The organism is Flavobacterium sp. S87F.05.LMB.W.Kidney.N (genome assembly GCF_004366435.1).
Lineage (GTDB): Bacteria > Bacteroidota > Bacteroidia > Flavobacteriales > Flavobacteriaceae > Flavobacterium.
In genome coordinates this window covers 73,547-95,489 of record NZ_SODX01000005.1, presented here as the reverse complement: position 1 = coordinate 95,489, position 21,943 = coordinate 73,547, and the positions used below count along the sequence as shown (strand labels likewise).

Here is a 21,943-nt window from a genome sequence, read left to right as displayed (position 1 = left end):
AATATTTAATTAATTTTTTCAAAAAATGACAAATTCAATTCGTCATTTACTAGTGCAGTACATCACTTAACCTGACTTTTATCAGCGTAAGAGAAATAAATTTGTTTCATCAAAAAACATTTCATATCACACCTTGAGTTTATGTATTTCAAAAAAATTACCATTTTATTTTTATTGATTTTTGCCTCAATCGGTTACTCTCAAACCCTTTCTTTAAAAGAAGCAGTAAAAACTGGGCTTGAAAACTACGGTTCGATCCGAGCAAAAACCAATTACACCAATGCATCAAAAGAGACTCTAAAACAATCTCGTCGTGATTATCTGCCTAACTTAAATTTGTCAGCGCAGCAAGATTACGGAACTGTAAACGGACAAAACGGACCGCTTTATGGTTTTGGAGGACTTGGAGTTGCTTCATCAGGACTTCCGTTACCTGAACAAAACTGGAACTCAGCATTTGGCGCGCTTTATCTTGTCAACATGAACTGGGATTTTTTCACGTTTGGAAAAATGAAAGAAAAAATCAATTTGTCTAAGATTGATGTTCAGGCCAAAGAAAAAGATTTAGAGCAGGAAAAATTCCAACAGGAAATCAAAATTTCTGCTGCTTATCTTAATTTATTAGCGAGCCAAAGATTATTGATTTCGCAGCAAAAAAATCTAGACCGCGCAGAAATTTTCAAAAAGACAGCTGTTGCCAGAGTTAAAAACGGATTATTAGCTGGCGTAGATTCTACACTAGCAACTGCAGAAGTTTCTAAAGCTAAAATTGCTTTAAACTTAGCTAGAAATTTCGTTAAAGAACAAAACAACAAATTAGTTGATTTGATGGGTGTTGCGCCACAGGATTTTGTTACCGATACTCTTTTTGTAACTCAGATTCCAAAAGAACTAATTAAAGGAAACGCTGCAAATGACAGTCTGCATCCGTTATTGCAATTCTATAAAACGAGAATTGATTACAGCAACCAGCAGGTTAAATTGTTTAAACGTTTTTATTACCCAACAATGAGTGCTTTTGGTGTTTTACAAACTAGAGCTTCAGGATTTGAAAATAGTTATGCAACCGACCAAAATGCTTTCAGCAGAAATTATTGGGACGGCGTAAATCCAGATCGTACAAACTATTTGATTGGAGTTGGAATTACGTGGAATTTAACCACGCCGTTTAGATCCAGCAAACAAGTCAGCGCTCAGAAATTTGTTTCTCAGGCTTTGCAGGAAGAATACAATCAGGCGGATAGAGATTTAAAATCACAGCTGAATTTTGCCGAAGATAAGATCAAAATTACTTTAGAAAATTATGCCGAAGCGCCTATTCAGGTTGATGCGGCAAAAAGAGCTTATTTGCAAAAATCGACTTTATACAAAAACGGTTTAACCGACTTAACTGATTTAACACAAACAATGTATGTTTTGAATCGTGCGGAAATTGACCGTGATATTGTCAACAATAATGTATGGCAGTCGTTCTTGCTTAAAGTTGCTGCAACGGGCAATTTTGACTTATTTATAAATGAATTTTAATTAGATCCAAATGAATTTAATACGTTTTGCACTCCGCAAGCCCATTTCCATATTAGTATTGGTTGCGGGTCTATTTTTCTTCGGAATTGGCGCCATCAAAGACATTAAGGTAGATATTTTACCGAAAATGAATTTGCCGGTTATCTATATTGCGCATCCTTTTGGAGGTTATACGCCGGACCAGATGGAAGCTTATTTTGCCAAGACTTACGTCAATATTCTGCCTTTTGCCAACGGTGTAAAATCGGTAGAAACCAAAAATATTCAGGGGTTAATGATCATGAAATTAACCTATTATGAAAACACCAATATGGCGCAGGCTGCAGCCGAACTGAGTTCACTTTCGAACAGGATTCAGGCGGCATTTCCTCCAGGAACACAGCCTCCGTTTATCATTCGTTTCGATGCTTCTTCACTGCCAATCGGGCAATTGGTCTTGAGCAGTAAAATACGTTCAAACAACGAATTACAGGATTTAGCCAACGTTTATGTTCGTGCTTCGTTTACTTCGATTCCAGGATTATTGTCTCCTGCGCCTTTCGGCGGAAGCCCAAGAACAATTGAGGTTAACGTTGACCCGGATTTACTGCGTTCGCACAATATGACTCCAGATCAAGTTGTAGAAGCGATTCGTGTCAACAACCAGACGGCTCCGGGCGGAAATGTGCGAATGGGCGACAAAAATTATATCACGCCAACCAACAATACAATTAAAGAAGTTAAGGATTTTGAAAATATTCCGTTATTCAAAGGAAGCGTTCAAAACTTAAAATTAGGCGACGTAGCTACTGTAAAAGATGGTGCCGATATTACTGCGGGTTATGCTTTGGTAAACGGAAAACGTTCGGTTTATATCAGTATCGCAAAAGCCGGAGATGCTTCGACTTGGGATGTGGTTCAGAAATTAAAATCAGAACTTCCTAAAATTCAGAGTACATTACCAGAAGATGTAAAATTATCATACGAATTTGACCAGTCGGTTTATGTAATCAACTCGGTTAAAAGTTTAATTACCGAAGGAATTATCGGTGCGGTTTTAACGGGTTTAATGGTTTTATTATTCTTAGGAGATAGACGTGCGGCGTTAATTGTTATTTTAACGATTCCGATTTCGATTATTTCTGGCGTTTTATTCTTGAAATTATTTGGGCAGACGATCAACTTAATGTCTTTATCAGGATTGGCTTTGGCAATTGGTATTTTGGTGGATGAAAGTACGGTTACAATCGAAAATATTCACCAGCATCTTGACATGGGAAAACCAAAAGCACTCGCCATTTGGGATGCTTGTCAGGAAATTGCTTTACCTAAATTATTGATCCTACTTTGTATTCTAGCCGTATTTGCACCAGCATTTACAATGGTTGGTATTCCGGGAGCGTTGTTTCTGCCTTTGGCTTTAGCAATCGGATTTTCAATGGTAATTTCATTTTTATTATCACAGACTTTTGTGCCTGTAATGGCCAACTGGTTAATGAAAGCGCATCCAAAACACGATCATACGCCGGAAATCACAGACGATGAAGCTGAATTTAATGCCTGCGGCTTAACTCCAGAATCTGAAAGAGAGCTTATTACGCAGAAAAAAAACTATGTAGAAAAAGACGATACAAACAGTGATGGAAAAATAGGTGCTTTTGAGCGTTTTAGAATCCGTTTTATGAGAACGCTGGATCGATTATTCGTTCATAAAAAAGCAACTAGTATTGTATATCTGGTTTCTGCAACGGTCTTAGCAATTGTATTAATTACTTTTATAGGTAAAGATGTATTTCCTAAAACCAATTCAAGTCAGTTTCAACTGCGACTTCGTGCTCCAGACGGAACTCGTTTAGAAAGAACAGAAGAACAGGCTGTGATTACGTTAAAAGAATTGAAAAAAATGGTTGGGCCAGAACATATCGGAATATCTTCTGTATACGTTGGACAGCACCCATCTTTATTCTCCATCAACCCGATTTATTTGTTCATGGCAGGTTCGCATGAAGCTGTTTTTCAGGTAAGTTTAAAAGATTATCATGCCGATATGGATGAGTTTAAAGACGAGTTCAGAGCAAGATTGAAAAAAGTACTGCCAGACACTAAAGTTTCTTTTGAACCAATTGAATTAACGGATAAGGTTTTAAGCCAAGGATCTCCTACTCCAATCGAAATTCGAATTGCAGGAAAAGATAAAAAACGAAATGGATTATACGCGAATCAAATTGTTGACAAACTAAAAGCGATTTCGTATTTCAGAGACGTTCAAATCGGACAACCCATTCATTATCCAGCAATGAATATTGATATTGACAGAACCCGTGCGGCAGAATTAGGCGTAGACATGAACGATATTTCGCGTTCACTTGTGGCTTCAACCTCATCATCAAGATACACCGAAAAAAACATGTGGGTTGATGAAAGAGCCGGATTATCATACAACGTTCAGGTTCAGGTTCCGTTGAACCAGATGAAAAGTAAAACCGATATTGGAGAAATTCCGTTATTGAGAAACTCGCTTCGTCCTGTTTTAAGCGACGTTGCTAAAATTACACCTGGATTTGTAAGTGGTGAAAATGACAATTTAGGGGCCATGCCGTACATTACCGTTACTGCAAACATCAACCAAACCGATTTAGGTACGGCTACAAAAGATGTAGGCAAAACAATTAGTTCTCTAGGCGAATTACCACGTGGTTTGTTTATCACGCCAATTGGATTAAGTACTGTACTGACTGAAACATTAAGCAGTTTACAATCAGGATTATTGGTTGCCGTTTTTGTAATCTTCTTAATGTTGGCCGCTAATTTCCAGTCATTCAAAGTTTCCTTAGTAATCTTAACGACAGTTCCTGCGGTAGTTTTAGGAGCATTATTAATGCTGACTATTACAGGTTCTACACTAAACTTACAATCGTATATGGGAATAATTATGTCGGTTGGGGTTTCGATTGCCAATGCCGTTCTATTGGTTACGAATGCCGAACAGCTTCGAAAAATAAACGGCAATGCCTTAGAATCTGCGCGTGAAGCTGCTGCACTGCGTTTGCGTCCAATTATCATGACTTCTGTTGCGATGATTGCGGGAATGCTGCCAATGGCAATTGGCCACGGCGAAGGAGGCGATCAGGTTTCTCCGTTAGGAAGAGCGGTTATCGGTGGACTTTTATTTTCTACTTTTGCCGTACTATTAATCCTTCCGCAGATTTTTGCCTGGGCACAAGAAAAAACAACGACACAATCTGTTTCTTTAGATCCTGAAGACGAAGAAAGTATCCATTATATCTCATCATTAAAACCAAAAAATGAACACTAAAATTATAAAATATAGCCCGCTGTTTTTAGCAGCATTATTTTTTCTGAACAGCTGTAATTCAAAGAAAGAAGAAGTTGTTACGGCAGAAATCGAACCTAAAACAGAAACGTTTCCTTTAGAAAAAGAAAAACTGACTACAGAATTGCGTTTACCGGCAGAATTAACGGGTTTCCAGCAAGTAGATTTATATGCCAAAGTGAGTAGTTTCGTAAAATTACTAAAAGTTGATATTGGAACGAAAGTAAAAAAAGGACAGCTTTTGATTGTTTTAGAAGCGCCGGAAATCAGTTCGCAATTGGCTGCTGCCGAATCAAGATTGAAATCGATGGAAGCTATTTACGCCACCAGCAAAAGTACCTACAACCGTTTGTATGAAACAAGCAAAGTAGAAGGAACGATTTCTAAAAACGACTTGGAAATGGCAAGCGGAAAAAAGAATTCTGATTACGCACAATATCAGGCTGCGGTTGCGGCACACAAAGAAGTGGCGATTATGAGAGGTTATCTTGAAATTCGTGCTCCTTTTGACGGAGTTGTAGCGGCTAGAAATGTGAATTTAGGAACTTACGTTGGTCCAGCCGGAAAAGGTTCTGATCTGCCTTTATTGACGATTCAGCAGCAGGATAAATTGCGTTTGGCAGTTTCGATTCCGGAATTGTATACGGGATATTTACACAATGGCGACGAAATGAGTTTTAATGTAAAATCTCTGCCAGAAACTTTTAAAGCGAAAATTACTAGAATGTCTGGTGCCTTAGATTTAAAACTGCGTTCTGAAAGAGTTGAAATGGACGTTATCAATACCAAAAAAGATCTTTTACCTGGAATGGTTGCCGAAGTTTTACTGCCATTAAACGCGAAAGACAGCACATTTGTAGTTCCGAAATCGGCGGTGGTGAATTCTGCTGAAGGTTTATTTGTGATCAAAGTTTTGAACCACAAAGCAACAAGAGTCAATATTAAAAAAGGAAGAGAAATCGACGATAAAATCGAAATATTCGGTGATTTAAACCCGAAAGATAAACTGGTAAAAATTGCCAGCGAAGAAACTAAGGAAGGCGATACAATAAACGAATAACCTGCGTTTAAGTCTTCATTTTAGTAGATTACCATTAACTGTACGCATTTTTCGGAATGCAAATTTAAAAATTTGCCTAAAAGGGCAGTTCTTCTTTTTTGAGGGACTGTCCTTTTTTGCTTTACAAAAATCAGGTAAAAATACGTGGTTGCTTGCATTAGTAAATTGATATTTTTGATAAATAAATAATTAAACAAAGCAATATTTTTATTTAATTTACAAATAGATTATTCATTTTTCTCAAAAATTTGAAAAAGAACACATGACAAAAGAAGAACTAATTACAAATATTGATCGATTAATTACAACAACATCTCAAAGTCCTGGAGGAGGATTAGCGCAATCTATTGAATTCTTAAAAAATTATATTGGAAAAGATAATTCATTTTTGAAAACTTTAGAAAAAATCAATCCTTTTGGTCATAATAGCGGTATTTCTGTAGAAGTGAGTACTATATTAAAAGCATTAAAGGGATATGTTGAAAATGATCTGCTTAGAAAAATTTCTTTAGAACGTGAAATACAAATTGAAACAGTTTCTGATTATTTAGAACAAGCAGAATCATTATTAAATGATAAAGGAGTTCATCCTGCTGCCGCTGCAGTTTTAATTGGGGCATCTTTGGAAGAATTTTTAAGAAATTGGTTAGAAGATTTAGAATTTGATATCTCAACTATAAAAAACAGTCTCGATGCTTATACGCAAGAGTTAAAAAAGCTTAATAAAATTAGTAAGCAAGATTTAAAAGATATCACTTCTTGGGGAGGTACGCGAAACGATGCAGCACATGGACATTGGGAAAATGTTAACGACCGACAAAGGATTAAATTAATGCTTGAAGGAGTTAATTTATTCATGCGAAAATATTCTGAAGGTTAGATATTGATTAATTTAGATTATCATAAATAGCAAGTTCTTTTAACATTTATTAAATTAATTATTATCAATTTATGGGAAATCCAGCTTTTGAAGCATTATTAATTGAACACTTTGAAAAATTCAAACTTAGCTTCAACGAAACAACGGTTAAACTTTTTGTAAATGAACAAGGTCAATTAATTCACCCTGGAGAGTACGGTGCTTACAGAGAAAATATTTGCAAGGATTTTCTTCGCCTTTTAATTCCTCAAAATTTAGACATTAACAAAGGATTTGTAATAACTAGCTTAGAAAAAGTTAGCACAGAATGTGATATTATAATATACGATCGAGAAAATACTCCTCTTCTACAAAGCAATGAACTACAAAGATTTTATACGGTTGAGACTGTTTGCTCCGTAGGTGAAATAAAGTCAACTTTAAGCAAAAGCGATTTTAAACTTGCAATAAATAAACTTGCAAGAGTAAAGAAGTTAAGAGACGACATTCAGTATCCTTCAATTTTAAAAAGAGATATTGAAAAAAAAATTCCTTATAATCCCGTTAATATTGGTTATGATGGCATTTTTACTTTCTTAATATGTAAAAAACTAAATTTTAATATAGATAATCTTCCTAATGAAATCGATTCTTTGTATGATTCCGACATTTTACATTACCAAAAGCATAATTTAATTCTTAGCATTGATGACGGCGTTTTACTATATTATTTTGATGATATAAATTTAGGTCATAAAAAAACGCTTTATTATCCTTTTTTTTCAAATACTAATTTAAAACATAGATTTGTATTTCCTTACCAAAATAAATATGCTCACTTGAAAACTTTTTCAAGCTATTTTTTCGCAGGAGTTTCAAGTGCTACTATACTTTTTCCTGATATGGTAAACTATATGGGAAGTGTTGAAGGTGGTAGACAAATGGATATGAGATAGGTTCTTTATTCTTTATCTAAAATAAATCCCTTAAATTCAATTGTTTACGATAGTGTCCCGCCAGTTAACAAAAAAACAGAAGAACAAAAAACCTCGATTCCAAAAAAATCGAGGTTTTTTCCATTTTATAAACCTTACTCCTCACTCAAATAAGGATTCAAAATCTCCGCCAATTCATTGAGCCAGTAATAATTGTCTTCAAATTTAAAAGTCCAATTTGGAGGGTTTCGTGTTGTCGCGTTACGACGAGAGTTACTAGGAAAACGATAAACTTTTTATAAATTTGATTTTCACAAATAACATTCGGTCTATTAAAATCAATAATGTATGCCTTCTGAAAGTAAATTAGAATATAAATATGAAAAGTTTTGGGTCAAAGATGGCTTTTTGTTGGTATTTTATATTTTCCTCTTTGACGAACTAAAAAATGATAATAAATATTTAATCGAACTAAAAAAGGAACTCGTTCAAAACATCGATAATATATTTATAGACATGTTTGCCTTTCTTGATTTTAATGAGTTTATAATTTCAGATGAAATAAAAAAATATTTTAATAAATCATATCGAAAACATAATTTTAAAAATGGACGAAGAAACCAATTATTTTTCACTAAAAAATTTAGAGGAAATATTATCTCAGGTCAGAATTTATCATTTAGAAAATTTGGGTTATGAGCCTTCACAGGAAACGATAAGCGGGCAGTATTCAAAGGATTTTAAGGGAGTAAAGGATAATTACATACAAGAGTTCGCTGATATAAAATCATTACTTGAAAAAGACTATCGTACCTAAATAAAAAACCTCGATACTTAAAAAATCGAGGTTTTTTCCATTTTATAAACTCTACTCCTCACTCAAATAAGGATTCAAAATCTCCGCCAATTCATTGAGCCAATAATAATTGTCTTCAAAATTTAAAAGTGCAATTTGGAGGGTTTCGTGTTGTCGCGTTACGCCGAGAGCTAAAATGCAGTTTACTTGTCTTAAGATTTTAGCCATATCTTCGGATATGGTTAGCCTAAAGAAAGTTATTTTATATTTGTAATGATTGTAATTACAAATAGTAGGCTTAATTCAGTTCCAAACTTACTGTCGACAAAACCTTGTAGAACATTTTAAAAACTTAATTAATTGGAAAAAACTGCTGAAAACATAAAAAAGCAAATGGAGTTTTGGCTCTTACAATATTATTGTAAAGAAAAAAGCGAGTTAAGTGGAAAAGAGTTATTTACAATATTTGATTTAATTAGCCAAAGGCAAAAAAATGAAATAATTAATTTATTAAAATTAAGGGAGAATGAATTACCAGTACTTTACCTTAAAATTTCTGAAGAAAAATCAATCGTTAATACCACCGAAAGATTTATTAAAGTAACAGATCAAGGAATAGAAGAAATCGAATACAATAATTTTAAAGAACACAAAGGGTTTGACAGATTTATAATTAAAAAGCGATTGATTGGACAAAATATAAATGTAAAAACAAATGGTTACTTGAGTCCTTTTGCTCTAAAATTAAAAAATGGGGAAATTATAGAATGGGAAATACCAACAGGAACGGCTGGCTTTGGATTTTGGAATGTAACAAAAAAATGTGAACTTATTGGTAGGAAGTATGAAGTACCAAAATGAAAACTTTCTACAACAAATGTTTAACATTCGTAGTCAGAATACTAAACGATATCACATTTAAATATTACGAAAATGAAATATATCAAGATAATACTTCTGTATTCTTTAATAAGTTTATGTCAAACTACTTGGGCTAAAACAGAAATTGACACAATTACTAATTGGCAAGTTTACAAGGATTCAAAACTATTGTTTCGTAGTAATGAATTCGATTGTTATAAGCTTACTGGAGTAATTAAAAAGCAAGATGATTTCAAATCCTTAAAAATTGTTTTCTTTCGGGACACAAAATCATACGGAAAACAAAAAATTAAATTGTTAAGTGAGAAAAAAAATGTAGCGGAATTTAATTATGAAAATAGCGAAGAATTAGAAATAACAAAAAGTAAAATTCAGAGTTTATTTAAAGAAAACAAAGTATATTTAACAATAATGTATTACGACAAAATAGAGGGCAAAGGTATAATATTAGGATATTTACAATTCGAAAACTAAAAAACATCCCGTCCCGCTTGTGAACCTAAAGTTTTTTTTACAAGTAACAATAATTTTTACGGATTTCCATAAAACACTAAAATTCAACTGAATTAACTTTCGCCATATTAATTATAAAAATAATTTATTATGGCAAAAACAGCTGCATTTCACAGTGTAAAACAAACTGTGTATCACAACAACACTAGTTGTACGGAAGGAAACAACATTGAAAAAGTTAATCTTCGACCAGGAACAGGTGGAAAACCTCTTTGTAGTCATTGTAGTAGACTTTAATTTTTAAAGCCGCTTTAATAAGCGGCTTTTTTATACTATCTAAAAAAACCTTACTCCTCACTCAAATAAGGATTCAAAATCTCCGCCAATTCATTGAGCCAGTAATAATTGTCTTCAAAATTTAAAAGTCCAATTTGTAGGGTTTCGTGTTGTCGCGTTACGGCGAGAGCTAAAATGCAGTTTACTTGTCTTAATATTTTAGCCATATCGTTGGGATCTATAATATGGTTAAAGAAATCAATCAGCCTTGTTTCTGCTTCTTTGGAAAGTGGGTTTGTACTCATAATGTCGTAGTATTAGGAAATATAAAAACCCTTGCATTTTAGTGTTCCTAACGCCTACGACAGCGTTTACGGTCGTTTCCGATACCGTACACATAATACAAGGGCAAATCTTGTTCTAATTTAAAGTCGTAATTATAGGAACTTCAAATGTAAGAAAAATTTTTAAAAAGAAAGATTTTTCTTTCAATACTGTTTCTATACTTATCAACTTTACAATATACCAAATGTATAAAATCGTTATTAGAAATAATCATTTTTAAAATTATATGAATTACCTCGAGAAAGTCCCAGCGGGACGAAATATTTATAGAAAACAATTTTTCCCATTTTAAAAGAACCCCAGCGGGGTGAAATCTTATTTACCGTATGTCGCTCCGCTGGAGCTTTGGTAAGGCACGTGTTATAAATCTATAAATATTTCATTCCTCCGGAATTTTCTTTACAGATTTAAAAACCACATTTAATTAAAAGAATCAATTGCCTCCAGCTTTAGTTGGAGGTATAAATAAAGTTAGAAAAGGCTTTAGCCAAAATACGCATTTGGCTAAAGCCTTATTACTATGGAACCTTTTAATCCCTAGTTAAAACTAGGGGCTATTCAATAAAAAAATGCAAGACCAAAATTGATCTTGCATTTTTTGTAACTTCATAAATGTAAAAAAAAATTACACTGTCTGACGCTCGTGTTTTCCTTCTTTAATTTCTTCCACCATTTTTTTATTAAAAGCGGGCAAATCATTTGGGTTTCGGCTGGTTACTAAACCATTGTCTACGACTACTTCTGAATCTTCCCATTGTGCTCCGGCATTTTTCAAATCATTTTTAACAGAAAAGAACGAAGTTACTTTTCGACCTTGTAAAACATCTGCATCTACCAGAATTTGAGGTCCATGACAAATAGCTGCTACTGGTTTTTTACTTTCAAAAAAAGAACGGACAAAATTTACTGCAGCCTCTTCTCTTCTTAATAAATCAGGGTTTATAACTCCACCCGGAAGAACCAAAGCATCGTAATCTGCTTCATTTGCCTGATCTAATACAACATCAACATTATATTCTGTGCTCCAGTTACCGTCTTTCCAAGATTTAATAGTTCCAGATTTCAAACTAATGATATCTGCATTCCATCCTTGCTCTTCCAGATACGCTTTTGGAGATGATAATTCTGATTCTTCAAACCCGTTTGTGGCTAATATGGCTATATTCTTTTTCATAATTTTAAATTTTAAAACGTTATTAATTTTGATTTACCTAAAATTACTTATTTCAAACAGCAAGCGAAAACGGACAGTGTTAAACCTTTCTTTAATAAAAGTTAATTAATTGAAATCCAGATTTTTATTAAAAATTAAACTGTAATTATATAAAATTCATGCCATTATACTTCACTATTTTATAGGATTACAACTTAGAGAACGATTAAAAATCATATTAAAGGAATTACCTCAAATCCTTTTTAATAACCAAATATTTTAAATCGGTAGTTCCAGCATTTTTGATTCCATGTTCCATATTTGAGGGGCAGTACAAACTCGTGTTCGGGCCGGCGGTTTTGGTTTTTCCATCTAAGTAGAATTCGGCTGTGCCTTCGAGGATATAGAAAAATTCTTCTTCGACGTGATGGTGTGGCGCGTGTGTAGATTTGCCAGGTTCGACAATGCTCATTTTGAGTGTGTTTTCCTGAGTGAAGTTTTTATCGCCAAACCAATATTGATAACCTACCTTGGTTTTAGTAGCTTTGTCTAATTCGAAATGATTGACACAGTTCTCGATTGTGTATTGCGGTTGTGCGGTTTCTTTTTTGGCTTCCTGAGAAAAGGTCTGCTGGAAAAATAAAACAGCAATTGTGGTTTTTAGGATGGTTAGTGGCTTCATTTTTTTTATTGTAATGTTACGAAAAAAAATGATATAGGTGGTTTTGCTCAGTCCGACAAAAGAAACAATTACTATTTCATTAAAAGTCCCAGCGGGACGAAATATTTATAGAAACAATTAATTACATTTTGAGAGCCCCAGTGGGGCGAAATATCTCTGTTGATTTTGATAATTATTATATCGCTCCGCTGGAGCTTTTGGAAACCGCTATTTAACAATCTATAAATATTTCATTCCTCTGGAATTTTACCTTCGAGAAAATCATTGATGGTAAAATTTGAAAAAGTTCTAATGAAAAAGATAAGTTCTCGCCTAGCCCCGATCGAAATGGTATCTTTTTGTGGTCTCGTTTCTTTAACGAGACTACAAAAAATATAATAGAGAGCGGGACAAATGGTCTTAAAAACTAAAAAATGTCTGCTCCTTAAAATAATCAGCCAGACAAAAACTTAAATAAAATAAAGGCTTTCCGAAGTTTTTTAAATCAATCTATGACACGATAAGAAAATATTATGATAAAAATATTTCATAATTAGAAAAACCGCCATACATTTGCCTAACAGTGTTAAACAATTTAATACTCGAATATAATGGCTAGTAAAGATCGAATTTTAAGACAAAAAGAAGAGACAAGGAACAACATCCTTGGGGCTGCTTATGATATCGTGAAAGACGAAGGCTGGAATGGTTTGAGTATGCGTAAAATTGCCGACAGGATCGAATATACTGCTCCTATTATTTATGAATATTTCTCGAATAAAGAAGCAATTCTAGAAGAACTGACTGGCAAAGGTTTTATGAAACTGGCGAAAGAGTTACAAACTGCTAAAGCCAAATTTGAAAAACCCGAAGATCAATTAGAAGCCATGTGGATGACTTACTGGGACTTCGCTTTTACTAATACTGAAATGTATCAGTTAATGTTTGGTGTTCAAATGACCTGCTGCGCACAGCGATGTTCGGCTCAGGAAGCACCTTACAAATTGTTCACAGGTGTTATTGCTGAAATCATGAAGGACAGCAACCCTAGTGAAGATATCATCAAACAAAAATATTTTACTTTCTTTTCTGTTATTCATGGTTTAATCGCCATCAATATCATCAATAAAAGTGATATTTTAGAAACAATAAATGCTCAGATTTTGAAAGATGCCATTGGTGGTATCATCAAATCTATACAATAAAAAAATTTTCAATTTTACTTAACGGTGTAAAATGATTTAAACAGGATAATATTAAATCCTTTTTTTTATAACATTCGCTTAACACTGTTAGAAAATTTAATAAAGGTAGTAAAAGCTCTTTTTTTAGACTCTTACTTAACAATGTTAGATAATTTAATACTGATTTAGAATAGAATTGGAACGGGCTTGCTGTATAGAAATTTGTGCACTTTTACTTAACAACGTTAAATAATTTAATTCAATTAAATATGAATCCCGAGAATGCCAGAATACCAAAGAATTTAATCCGAGAAAATGTTCAACCAATTAAAACCACTATGAAAATGAAAAATGTAATTATAACCAGTTTTATTCTGGCCCTAGTATTAAGCAGCTGTGGCGACAAAAATCAGGCGCCTACTGCTCCGCCTCCACCGGTTTTACCTGTGCTGGCTATTACAAGTGCAAACACTACAACTGACGCTGAATATCCTGCTGCAATACAAGGAACTGTTGACGTTGAGATTCGCCCGCAAGTAAGCGGAAACCTTGACAGAATTTTTGTTGACGAAGGTGCGTATGTAAGCAAAGGACAAACTTTATTCAAAATCAATGAGCGTCCGTTTCGTGAGCAGTTAAACAATGCTTTGGCAAGTCTACACGCTGCAGAAGCGGCTTTAATCAACGCTAATTTAGAAGTAGATAAACTGACTCCGCTGGTTCAAAACAAAGTAGTTTCTGACTATCAGTTGAAAACGGCTAAAGCTTCTCAAAAAATTGCTGCTGCGAATATCGAGCAGGCAAAAGCAATGGTTGGTTCTGCTAAAATTAATTTAGGCTATACAAATGTGACAGCTCCAGTTAGTGGTTACATTGGAAGACTGCCTAAAAAACAAGGAAGTTTAGTATCAGCTTCGGATGTTGAACCTTTAACGACTTTATCAGACGTTCATGAAGTTTTTGCTTATTTCTCTTTGAGCGAAACAGATTTCATCAACTTTAAATCACAATACGCAGGAAGTTCACTTGGTGATAAAATTAAAAAACTGCCTCCGGTTACTTTGATTTTGGCTGATAATAACGCTTATCCTCAAACGGGAAAAATCGATATGGTTGACGGTCAGTTTGATAAAACTACAGGAGCGATTACCATTAGAGCAACTTTCCCAAATGCAAACGGAACGTTACGTTCTGGAAACACAGGAAGAATCCGTTTAGGATTACAACACGACGATGCGATTTTAGTACCGCAAGCCGCTACAATTGAAATGCAGGATAAAGTATTTGTTTTCACCGTAGGCAAAGACAACAAGGTAACCAAAATGCCAATTACAGTTGTAGGTAAAAACGGTACCAATTATTTAATTAAAGACGGTGTAAAAACGGGTGATCAAATCGTAATGAGCGGTATTGACAAACTTCAGGACGGACAGGCGATTCAGCCAGAAAAAGCTGCAAAAGTTGCCCAAGTAACTAATAAAAAATAATTCTAAAAGACAATGTTCAAAATATTTATACAAAGACCTGTACTGGCAACCGTAATTTCCATTTTATTGGTAATTCTGGGGGTATTGGGTTTAACTAAACTGCCTTTACAACAGTTTCCTGATATTGCGCCTCCATCGGTTTTGGTTACGGCGGTATATCCTGGAGCCAACGCAGAAACGGTTTTACGTTCTGTGGCACCTTCTATCGAAGAATCAATAAATGGTGTAGAAAACATGACTTACATGAGTTCTACAGCCAGTAATGACGGTACTTTAGCGATTACGGTTTTCTTTAAACTGGGAACAGATGCCGATCAGGCCGCGGTAAACGTACAAAACCGTGTTGCGCAGGCAACAAGCCAGCTTCCTGCGGAGGTTGTACAGCAGGGTATTGTGACGGCGAAACAGCAAAACAGTTTCATCATGGCAATTGGTATGTACACTGAGGATGAATCCAAATACGATCAGACTTTTGTGGCCAACTATGCGCAGATTAATATTATTCCGGAGTTGAAACGTATTCCGGGCGTAGGTTCTGCCAGTATTTTTGGTGGTGTTAAAGATTACTCTATGCGTGTTTGGTTGAATCCAACGCAGATGTCGACTTACAAAGTTACGCCAAGCGAAGTTATGGGGGCAATTCAGGACAAAAGTTTGGAAGCGGCTCCAGGGAAATTTGGAGAACGAAGCAAAGAAGTTTTTGAATACGTTATTAAATACAAAGGAAAATTAACTAAACCAGAAGATTATGAAAATATTGCTATACGTTCTAATGCAGATGGCTCAGTACTTCGCTTAAAAGATGTAGCACGAGTTGAACTTGGTGCTTACTCATACAACAGTTTAACTCGTTTAAATGGTAAAAAAGGAATTGTAATTGGGGTTATTCAGTTAGCGGGATCTAACTCGAATGATATTCAGATTGCTATTAACAAAATGATGGAAAAGGCTTCTAAAGATTTTCCAAAAGGCATTAAACACAATATTTTCTATAGTACAAAAGTATCTCTTGACCAATCTATCGAACAGGTTGAGCATACATTACTGGAAGCTTTTATACTTGTATTTATTGTGGTATTTATCTTCTTGCAAGATTTTAGATCAACATTAATCCCGGCTATTGCTGTACCTGTAGCAATTTTAGGAACGTTCTTCTTCATGCAGTTATTCGGATTTTCGATCAACCTTTTAACGCTTTTCGCATTAATTCTGGCGATTGGTATTGTGGTCGATGATGCCATTGTGGTAGTCGAAGCGGTGCATGCGAAAATGGAGCACAAACGTTTGTCTCCAAAAATCGCAACCCATGAAGCAATGCACGAAATAACGGGTGCTATTATCTCGATTACGCTGGTAATGGCTGCTGTATTCCTGCCGGTTGGTTTTATGGAAGGCTCAACAGGAGTTTTCTATCGTCAGTTTGCCTTTACGATGGCAATCGCAATTGTAATTTCGGCTGTTAATGCCTTAACATTGAGTCCGGCGCTTGCTGCTTTATTCTTAAAGGATAATCATGGATCTCACGATCATGGCGCGCCTTATGAGAAAAAAGGATTTAAAGAAAAATTCTTTACCGCTTTCAACAGCAGTTTTGAATCGTTGACAAACCGTTACGTTGGCGGATTGAAATTCTTAATCAGAAGAAAATGGCTGAGCTTAGGCGGATTAGCTTTAATTACTGTTGCAACAGTAATTATGGTGAAAACAACTCCAGCAGGATTTATCCCAACAGAAGATCAAGGATTTATTGCAATTGCAGTAAATACGCCATCTGGAACATCATTGGACGGAACTCAAAAAGTAATGACTGAAGCTGAGAATACTTTAAGAGGTTTAGATGCTTCTCGATTTGTAACAGCGATTTCAGGTTTCAACTTATTGACAAATTCAACAAGTCCATCTTCTGCAGTAGTTTTCGTATTGCTTAAACCAAATGAGGAACGAGGCGAAGTGAAAAATATTGACGAAATCATGAATCAGGTTCGTGGTAAACTGGGCGCTATTTCTGGCGGAAGTTTCTTCGTATTCAGTTTCCCAACTGTTCCTGGATTTAGTAACGTTGAGGCTTTAGATTTGGTTCTTCAAGATAAAACGGGAGGAAAACTGGATAAATTCTCTGGAATCTCTCAAAACTTTATCGGCGAATTAATGAAACGTCCAGAAATTGCTGTTGCTTTTACCTCTTTCAAAGCAGATTATCCGCAATTACAATTGGAAGTTAATGACGAAAAAGCAAATCAGTTAGGCGTTAATGTAAAAGACATTTTACAAACGATGCAGGCTTACTTTGGTAGCGCTCAGGCCTCTGATTTCAACCGATTTGGTAAATATTACCGTGTGGTTGTTCAAGCCGATATCGAAGACAGAGCTGATCCAACTGCTATTGACAGAGTTTTTGTCAAAAACAAAACAGGCGAAATGGTGCCAATAAATACTTTAGTGAAACTAACCCGTATTTATGGTTCTGAAACCGCTTCTAGATACAATTTATTTAATTCAATTTCGATTAATGCGATTCCGAAACCAGGATTTAGTTCGGGAGATGCCATTAAAGCCATTGAAGAAGTAGCAGCACAACAATTACCTGCAGGTTACGGGTTTGAATTCTCGGGCCAGACTCGTGAGGAGATTTCTTCCGGAGGACAGTCTGCAACTATATTCTTACTGTGTTTGATATTCATTTATTTCTTACTTGCTGCACAGTATGAAAGTTACATTTTGCCTTTGGCTGTAATCTTGTCAATCCCTGCAGGTATTTTTGGAGTATTCGTAGCGATTGGTTTAACTGGAATCGAAAATAACATTTACGTACAAGTTGCGCTCGTCATGCTGATTGGACTTCTTGCTAAAAATGCGATTTTGATTGTCGAGTTTGCCGTTCAAAAACGAAAATCGGGACAAGCTTTAGTCAGAGCTTCAATCGATGCAGCAAAATTACGTTTGCGACCAATTATCATGACGTCTCTTGCTTTTGTAGTAGGTTTAGTGCCAATGATGAGTGCCAAAGGTCCATCTGCACAAGGTAACCACTCTATCAGTATCGGGGCAGCTGGAGGGATGCTTTCAGGAGTAATTCTAGGTTTGTTTATCATTCCGGTGCTCTTCATCATCTTCCAGCATTTACAAGAAAAGGTTTCTGGAAAACCAGTTGCCGTAATTCATAATGAAGAAAAATAAAATATGGAAAACTATATAACAACAGCTTTAGTAGCCATTATCATTGGCATCGCTTATATATCGTACAGAATCTCAAAAGATCTTGAAACTAGAAAAGATACTTGTACAGAAATTTAATAACAAAACAATGAAAAATCATATAACCAAAATCGTGACCTTCGCCATTCTGATCACGACCTTAATATCCTGTAAAGTTTCGAAGGATATTGAAACTCCAAAAGATGCATTTCCTGAGAATTTCAGGAATGCATCTGTTTCGAGTGATACAACCAGTATTGCCGATGTGGAGTGGAAAAATTTCTTTACAGAAAAAGATATTATCAAACTAATTGACAGCGCCGTTGCGAGAAACAACGATCTTCAGATTGCTGAAAAGAACATCGAAATTGCACAATACAGATTCACACAATCTAAATGGGGAAATGTACCTCAGGTTAATTTATTTGTAAACGCCAGTACAAGCAATCCGTCTGACAATAGTTTTACAGGATTAAACTTAAATCAGGCAATTGGAGCTAAACATATTGATGATTATTCTGCTGGAGCTTCACTTTCTTGGGAAGCTGATATTTGGGGAAAGATCAGAAACCAAAAGAAAGGTGCTTATGCAGGATATCTTCAATCTGAAGAAGTAAAAAAAGCTTTGCAGACTAATATTGTGGCTAATGTTTCAAGAGGATATTATAATCTTTTAATGCTGGATGCACAATTGGAAATTGCGAGACAAAATCTAAAATTAAACGATAGTACAACGAATATTATCAAATTAAAATACGATGCTGGTCAGGTAACGACATTAGCGATTCAACAATCTGAAGCACAGAAATTAAACTCAGCGCAATTGATTCCGTTATTAGAACAAAATATTGCGATTCAGGAAAATGCTTTGAGTGTTTTAACGGGTTCTTTTCCGAATTCAAAAGAAAGAACAATTCGTTTAAGTGCAATTGATGTAAAACACAATACAGCAATCGGGATTCCGTCTGCCTTAGTAAGCAGAAGACCTGATGTAAAAAGTGCCGAATTGGCTTTAAAAGTTGCCAACGCAAACGTAGGAATCACAAAAGCCGATTTATATCCAGCTTTAAGAATCACTGCGCAAGGCGGATTAAACTCTTTCGAAACTAGCAATTGGTTCAACATTCCGGCTTCTTTATTTGGAACTGTTGCGGGAGGTTTAACACAACCGCTTTTGAACAACAAAAGAGTAAGAACGCAATATAATATTGCTGTCGCGGAAAGAGAAAAAGCAGTTTTAAATTTCAGACAATCGGTTTTGGTTGCTGTAAGCGAAGTTTCTGATGCTTTGGTTAAAGTAGAAAAATTACAACAGCAGGAAACTTTCCTAAAGGAAAAAGTAAAAACACTACAATTGGCTATTAAAAATGCTAACCTTTTATTCAAAAATGGTATGGCAGAATATCTGGAAGTTTTAACAGCACAAGCGAATTTATTACAAAGCGAACTGGAACTTGCTGATATTAAAAGACAACAGCTTACAGCTAATACAGATTTGTACCGCGCTCTAGGAGGAGGCTGGAAATAATACCCGTTACCCGTTAATTATTTATTTTTTGAGATGAAAACGCTGTGAGACCTTTGGGTTTCATGGCGTTTTTTAGTTTTTTTAATTTGCCACGAAGGCGCTAAGGCACGAAGTTTTTTTAAGCCTCTCGCTGATTTTTTTTATCTCACTCTACGTCATTGCGAGGAACGAAGCAACCACACTAGCATTAGTGATTCAGCAAATGAGTTTACTTCGTTCCTCGCAATGACAAATCTGACTCAAAATTTAGCTATTTTTGGTAAGCTTAAAAATTATATAATGATTTCTAACCACCAGATATACCTCAATAACTTAAAACAAACCATTGAAAGCTACTATCCTCTTTCTGAAAACTCATGGCAATTGATTGAGGGCATTGCAGCATTTCAAACCCTTAAAAAAGGTGAAACGTTATTGCAAAACGGAGAAATCGCTAAAAATCTTCATTTTATTGCGAAAGGTGTTTTAAGAGCTTTTATCACAGATCAAGAGGGAAATTTCTATAACAAAAATCTCTTTCTTGAAAATTATTTTGCAGGTTCTAAGGTTTCATTAATGTTGCAATCACCTTCGAATTTTACAATTGAAGCTTTGGAAGACAGCATTATCATTAATCTTAATTATAAAAAATACATTTCGTTAATTAATGAAAACGATGATCTCAAAAACTTTTATATCGCTCATTTAGAGAAAAACTGGATTATAGATAAAGAGCAGAGAGAAGTCGCTTTGGTTATGCAAAACGCAACCGAGAGATATGTAAGTCTTTTAGAGAAACATCCAAGTATTGCAGATCGGGTTCCGTTATTGCATATTGCATCGCATTTAGGTATTACGCCAACGCAGTTAAGCCGAATTAGAAAAAGTCTGGAAAAAGATTTGTAAATCAACATATGTAAAGGCTTTTCTAAAAGACTGGTTTTATCTTTGCTCTATAATTCAAACTTGTTATTACAATGACCAATAGAAACCTTATTAAAGACAATATTGACAATCTTACAGCACTTTGGAGAACTGTTGCCACTCCTCTCCTTTCCTATCATAAATTCGATCCTTTTGAATTCAGCCAAATAAAAAACTCAGGCTGGCCAAACCGCTTATGGTTTCGTGAAGATATTAAAGAAGAAAATCTTCCGCAGATTATGGAAATTATGGAAAAAAATCCGGGATTAGTTATTCCGTATTGGGATATTTTTGGAAGTAACTCCAGTGAATTTTTTGAAAATAAAGGATTTAAAATTCGAATTCAACTGATGGCTATGGCCTTAAAACTGAATAAAAAATTCACACTTCAAAATAAGTTGAATTTTAAAAGAGTTCTAAATGAAGAAGATGCCAAAACTTGGTCTGATATTTATCCATTATCTTTTAGCTATGTAATCAGTAAAGAAACGCTGGTGCATAATTACGAAAATGTGAAGTTTTATCTGGTTCATTTTGAAGAAAAACCAATTGGAACACTGACCCTTTTTCAAACTGGAAATATAATGGGAATTCATGGCGTCGGAGTAATTCCAGAAATGCGTAAAAAGGGTTTTGCAGAAGAAATTATGAAATTTGCCCTCAACGAAGCAATAGATGCCGGCTGTGAATATGCCCAGTTACAAGCTTCAGCTTTAGGAAAAGGGATTTATACAAGATTAGGTTTTGAAGATTTGTTTTTGATTACTAATTACCAACTGAAGTAAATTTTAAAATCAAAAAATCCAAATTTCTCATTTTCTGTCATTGCGGTTAAAAATCTAAAGTCTAAAATCTATCCCGAGGCTTCGGGACTAAAATCTAAAATCAACAATGTCCCAAATGCCCCTAAAATAGTCGCAAATGCGTATTCGTTAAAAAGCAAAACATTATTAGATTTGTAATACATTAACTAATAACCTTTTAAAACAATACCCAATGAAAAAAGCAAAAATTATTTTTTGGATTACGACTATTATTATTTTTCTATTTGAAGGCGTTATGCCCGCTTTATTTTCACAAAGCCAGGAAGCTAAAGAAGGAATCAGACATTTAGGTTACCCTGAATATTTTGGAGTTGCCTTGGTAATTTTTAAAATTCTAGGTGTTTTGGCTTTGGTAATTCCACAAGTTCCTAAAAATGTAAAAGAATGGGCATATGCTGGATTTGGTTTCGATTTTATCTTTGCTTCTATCAGTCATTTTGCGGTTGACGGAGTGAATTTTCAAAGTTTTTTTCCATTGATCTTTTTAGTGATTCTGGCGATTTCTTATATCTATTATCATAAAATAGAGCGATACAAAAATATCGCGCTGTAAATTCAAAAC

General features: G+C 34.8%; 18 protein-coding genes. 15 read left to right on the top strand and 3 right to left on the bottom strand.

The features are described 5' to 3' along the window. The first annotated feature begins 141 nt into the window (after positions 1-141). From EDB96_RS16025 to EDB96_RS15985, 8 genes are all read left to right on the top strand, one after another. Entirely contained in the window at positions 142-1,527 is a 1,386-nt protein-coding gene (locus tag EDB96_RS16025) for a TolC family protein (protein WP_134141899.1), read from the top strand. Positions 1,528-1,537: 10 nt separating this feature from the next. Then, complete coding sequence (locus EDB96_RS16020; protein WP_134141898.1) at positions 1,538-4,822, top strand: efflux RND transporter permease subunit; 3,285 nt, start codon at positions 1,538-1,540, stop codon at positions 4,820-4,822. Next, positions 4,812-5,900 (top strand): efflux RND transporter periplasmic adaptor subunit, encoded by a 1,089-nt coding sequence (locus EDB96_RS16015; protein ID WP_134141897.1) that lies wholly within the window; start codon positions 4,812-4,814, stop codon positions 5,898-5,900. Before EDB96_RS16020 ends, EDB96_RS16015 begins: the two co-directional genes overlap by 11 nt. A gap of 262 nt (positions 5,901-6,162) precedes the next feature. Next, positions 6,163-6,780, top strand: a complete 618-nt coding sequence (locus tag EDB96_RS16010; protein ID WP_134141896.1) for a hypothetical protein — start codon at positions 6,163-6,165, stop codon at positions 6,778-6,780. Positions 6,781-6,851: 71 nt separating this feature from the next. Continuing rightward, positions 6,852-7,715 carry a DUF6602 domain-containing protein gene (locus tag EDB96_RS16005; RefSeq protein WP_134141894.1) on the top strand — a complete coding sequence of 288 codons (864 nt, stop codon included), beginning with the start codon at positions 6,852-6,854 and terminating at the stop codon, positions 7,713-7,715. Positions 7,716-8,042: 327 nt separating this feature from the next. Next, positions 8,043-8,393 (top strand): hypothetical protein, encoded by a 351-nt coding sequence (locus EDB96_RS16000; protein WP_134141893.1) that lies wholly within the window; start codon positions 8,043-8,045, stop codon positions 8,391-8,393. 457 nt (positions 8,394-8,850) lie between these two features. Continuing rightward, complete coding sequence (locus EDB96_RS15990) at positions 8,851-9,351, top strand: hypothetical protein (protein ID WP_134141891.1); 501 nt, start codon at positions 8,851-8,853, stop codon at positions 9,349-9,351. Positions 9,352-9,423: 72 nt separating this feature from the next. Continuing rightward, positions 9,424-9,846 carry a hypothetical protein gene (locus EDB96_RS15985; RefSeq protein ID WP_134141889.1) on the top strand — a complete coding sequence of 141 codons (423 nt, stop codon included), beginning with the start codon at positions 9,424-9,426 and terminating at the stop codon, positions 9,844-9,846. 326 nt (positions 9,847-10,172) lie between these two features. On the opposite strand, the gene EDB96_RS15980 is transcribed toward EDB96_RS15985, so the two are convergent. From EDB96_RS15980 to EDB96_RS15970, 3 genes are all read right to left on the bottom strand, one after another. After that, the gene (locus EDB96_RS15980) at positions 10,173-10,406 is read right to left on the bottom strand and encodes a hypothetical protein (protein ID WP_134141888.1); all 234 of its coding nucleotides are present in this window, start codon (positions 10,404-10,406) and stop codon (positions 10,173-10,175) included. Between the two features lie 665 nt (positions 10,407-11,071). Then, on the bottom strand, positions 11,072-11,620 hold the full coding sequence (locus EDB96_RS15975) for a type 1 glutamine amidotransferase domain-containing protein (protein WP_134141887.1): 549 nt from the start codon (positions 11,618-11,620) through the stop codon (positions 11,072-11,074). A gap of 226 nt (positions 11,621-11,846) precedes the next feature. Next, entirely contained in the window at positions 11,847-12,281 is a 435-nt protein-coding gene (locus EDB96_RS15970) for a cupin domain-containing protein (RefSeq protein ID WP_134141885.1), read from the bottom strand. 590 nt (positions 12,282-12,871) lie between these two features. Here EDB96_RS15970 and EDB96_RS15965 point away from each other — a divergent pair. The 7 genes from EDB96_RS15965 to EDB96_RS15935 all read left to right on the top strand — a co-directional run bounded on the left by EDB96_RS15965 (position 12,872) and on the right by EDB96_RS15935 (position 21,934). After that, positions 12,872-13,465 carry a TetR/AcrR family transcriptional regulator gene (locus tag EDB96_RS15965; protein ID WP_057116220.1) on the top strand — a complete coding sequence of 198 codons (594 nt, stop codon included), beginning with the start codon at positions 12,872-12,874 and terminating at the stop codon, positions 13,463-13,465. 248 nt (positions 13,466-13,713) lie between these two features. Continuing rightward, a complete protein-coding gene (locus EDB96_RS15960; protein ID WP_134141884.1) occupies positions 13,714-14,931 on the top strand; it encodes an efflux RND transporter periplasmic adaptor subunit in 1,218 nt (405 codons plus the stop codon). Between the two features lie 12 nt (positions 14,932-14,943). Next, on the top strand, positions 14,944-18,108 hold the full coding sequence (locus tag EDB96_RS15955) for an efflux RND transporter permease subunit (RefSeq protein WP_134141882.1): 3,165 nt from the start codon (positions 14,944-14,946) through the stop codon (positions 18,106-18,108). A 127-nt stretch (positions 18,109-18,235) separates the two neighbouring features. Next, complete coding sequence (locus EDB96_RS15950) at positions 18,236-19,654, top strand: TolC family protein (RefSeq protein ID WP_134141881.1); 1,419 nt, start codon at positions 18,236-18,238, stop codon at positions 19,652-19,654. A gap of 279 nt (positions 19,655-19,933) precedes the next feature. Beyond that, on the top strand, positions 19,934-20,539 hold the full coding sequence (locus EDB96_RS15945) for a Crp/Fnr family transcriptional regulator (RefSeq protein ID WP_134141880.1): 606 nt from the start codon (positions 19,934-19,936) through the stop codon (positions 20,537-20,539). 71 nt (positions 20,540-20,610) lie between these two features. Further along, the gene (locus EDB96_RS15940; protein WP_057116224.1) at positions 20,611-21,342 is read left to right on the top strand and encodes a GNAT family N-acetyltransferase; all 732 of its coding nucleotides are present in this window, start codon (positions 20,611-20,613) and stop codon (positions 21,340-21,342) included. Between the two features lie 211 nt (positions 21,343-21,553). Beyond that, on the top strand, positions 21,554-21,934 hold the full coding sequence (locus EDB96_RS15935; protein WP_057116225.1) for a DoxX family protein: 381 nt from the start codon (positions 21,554-21,556) through the stop codon (positions 21,932-21,934). Positions 21,935-21,943: the final 9 nt, after the last annotated feature.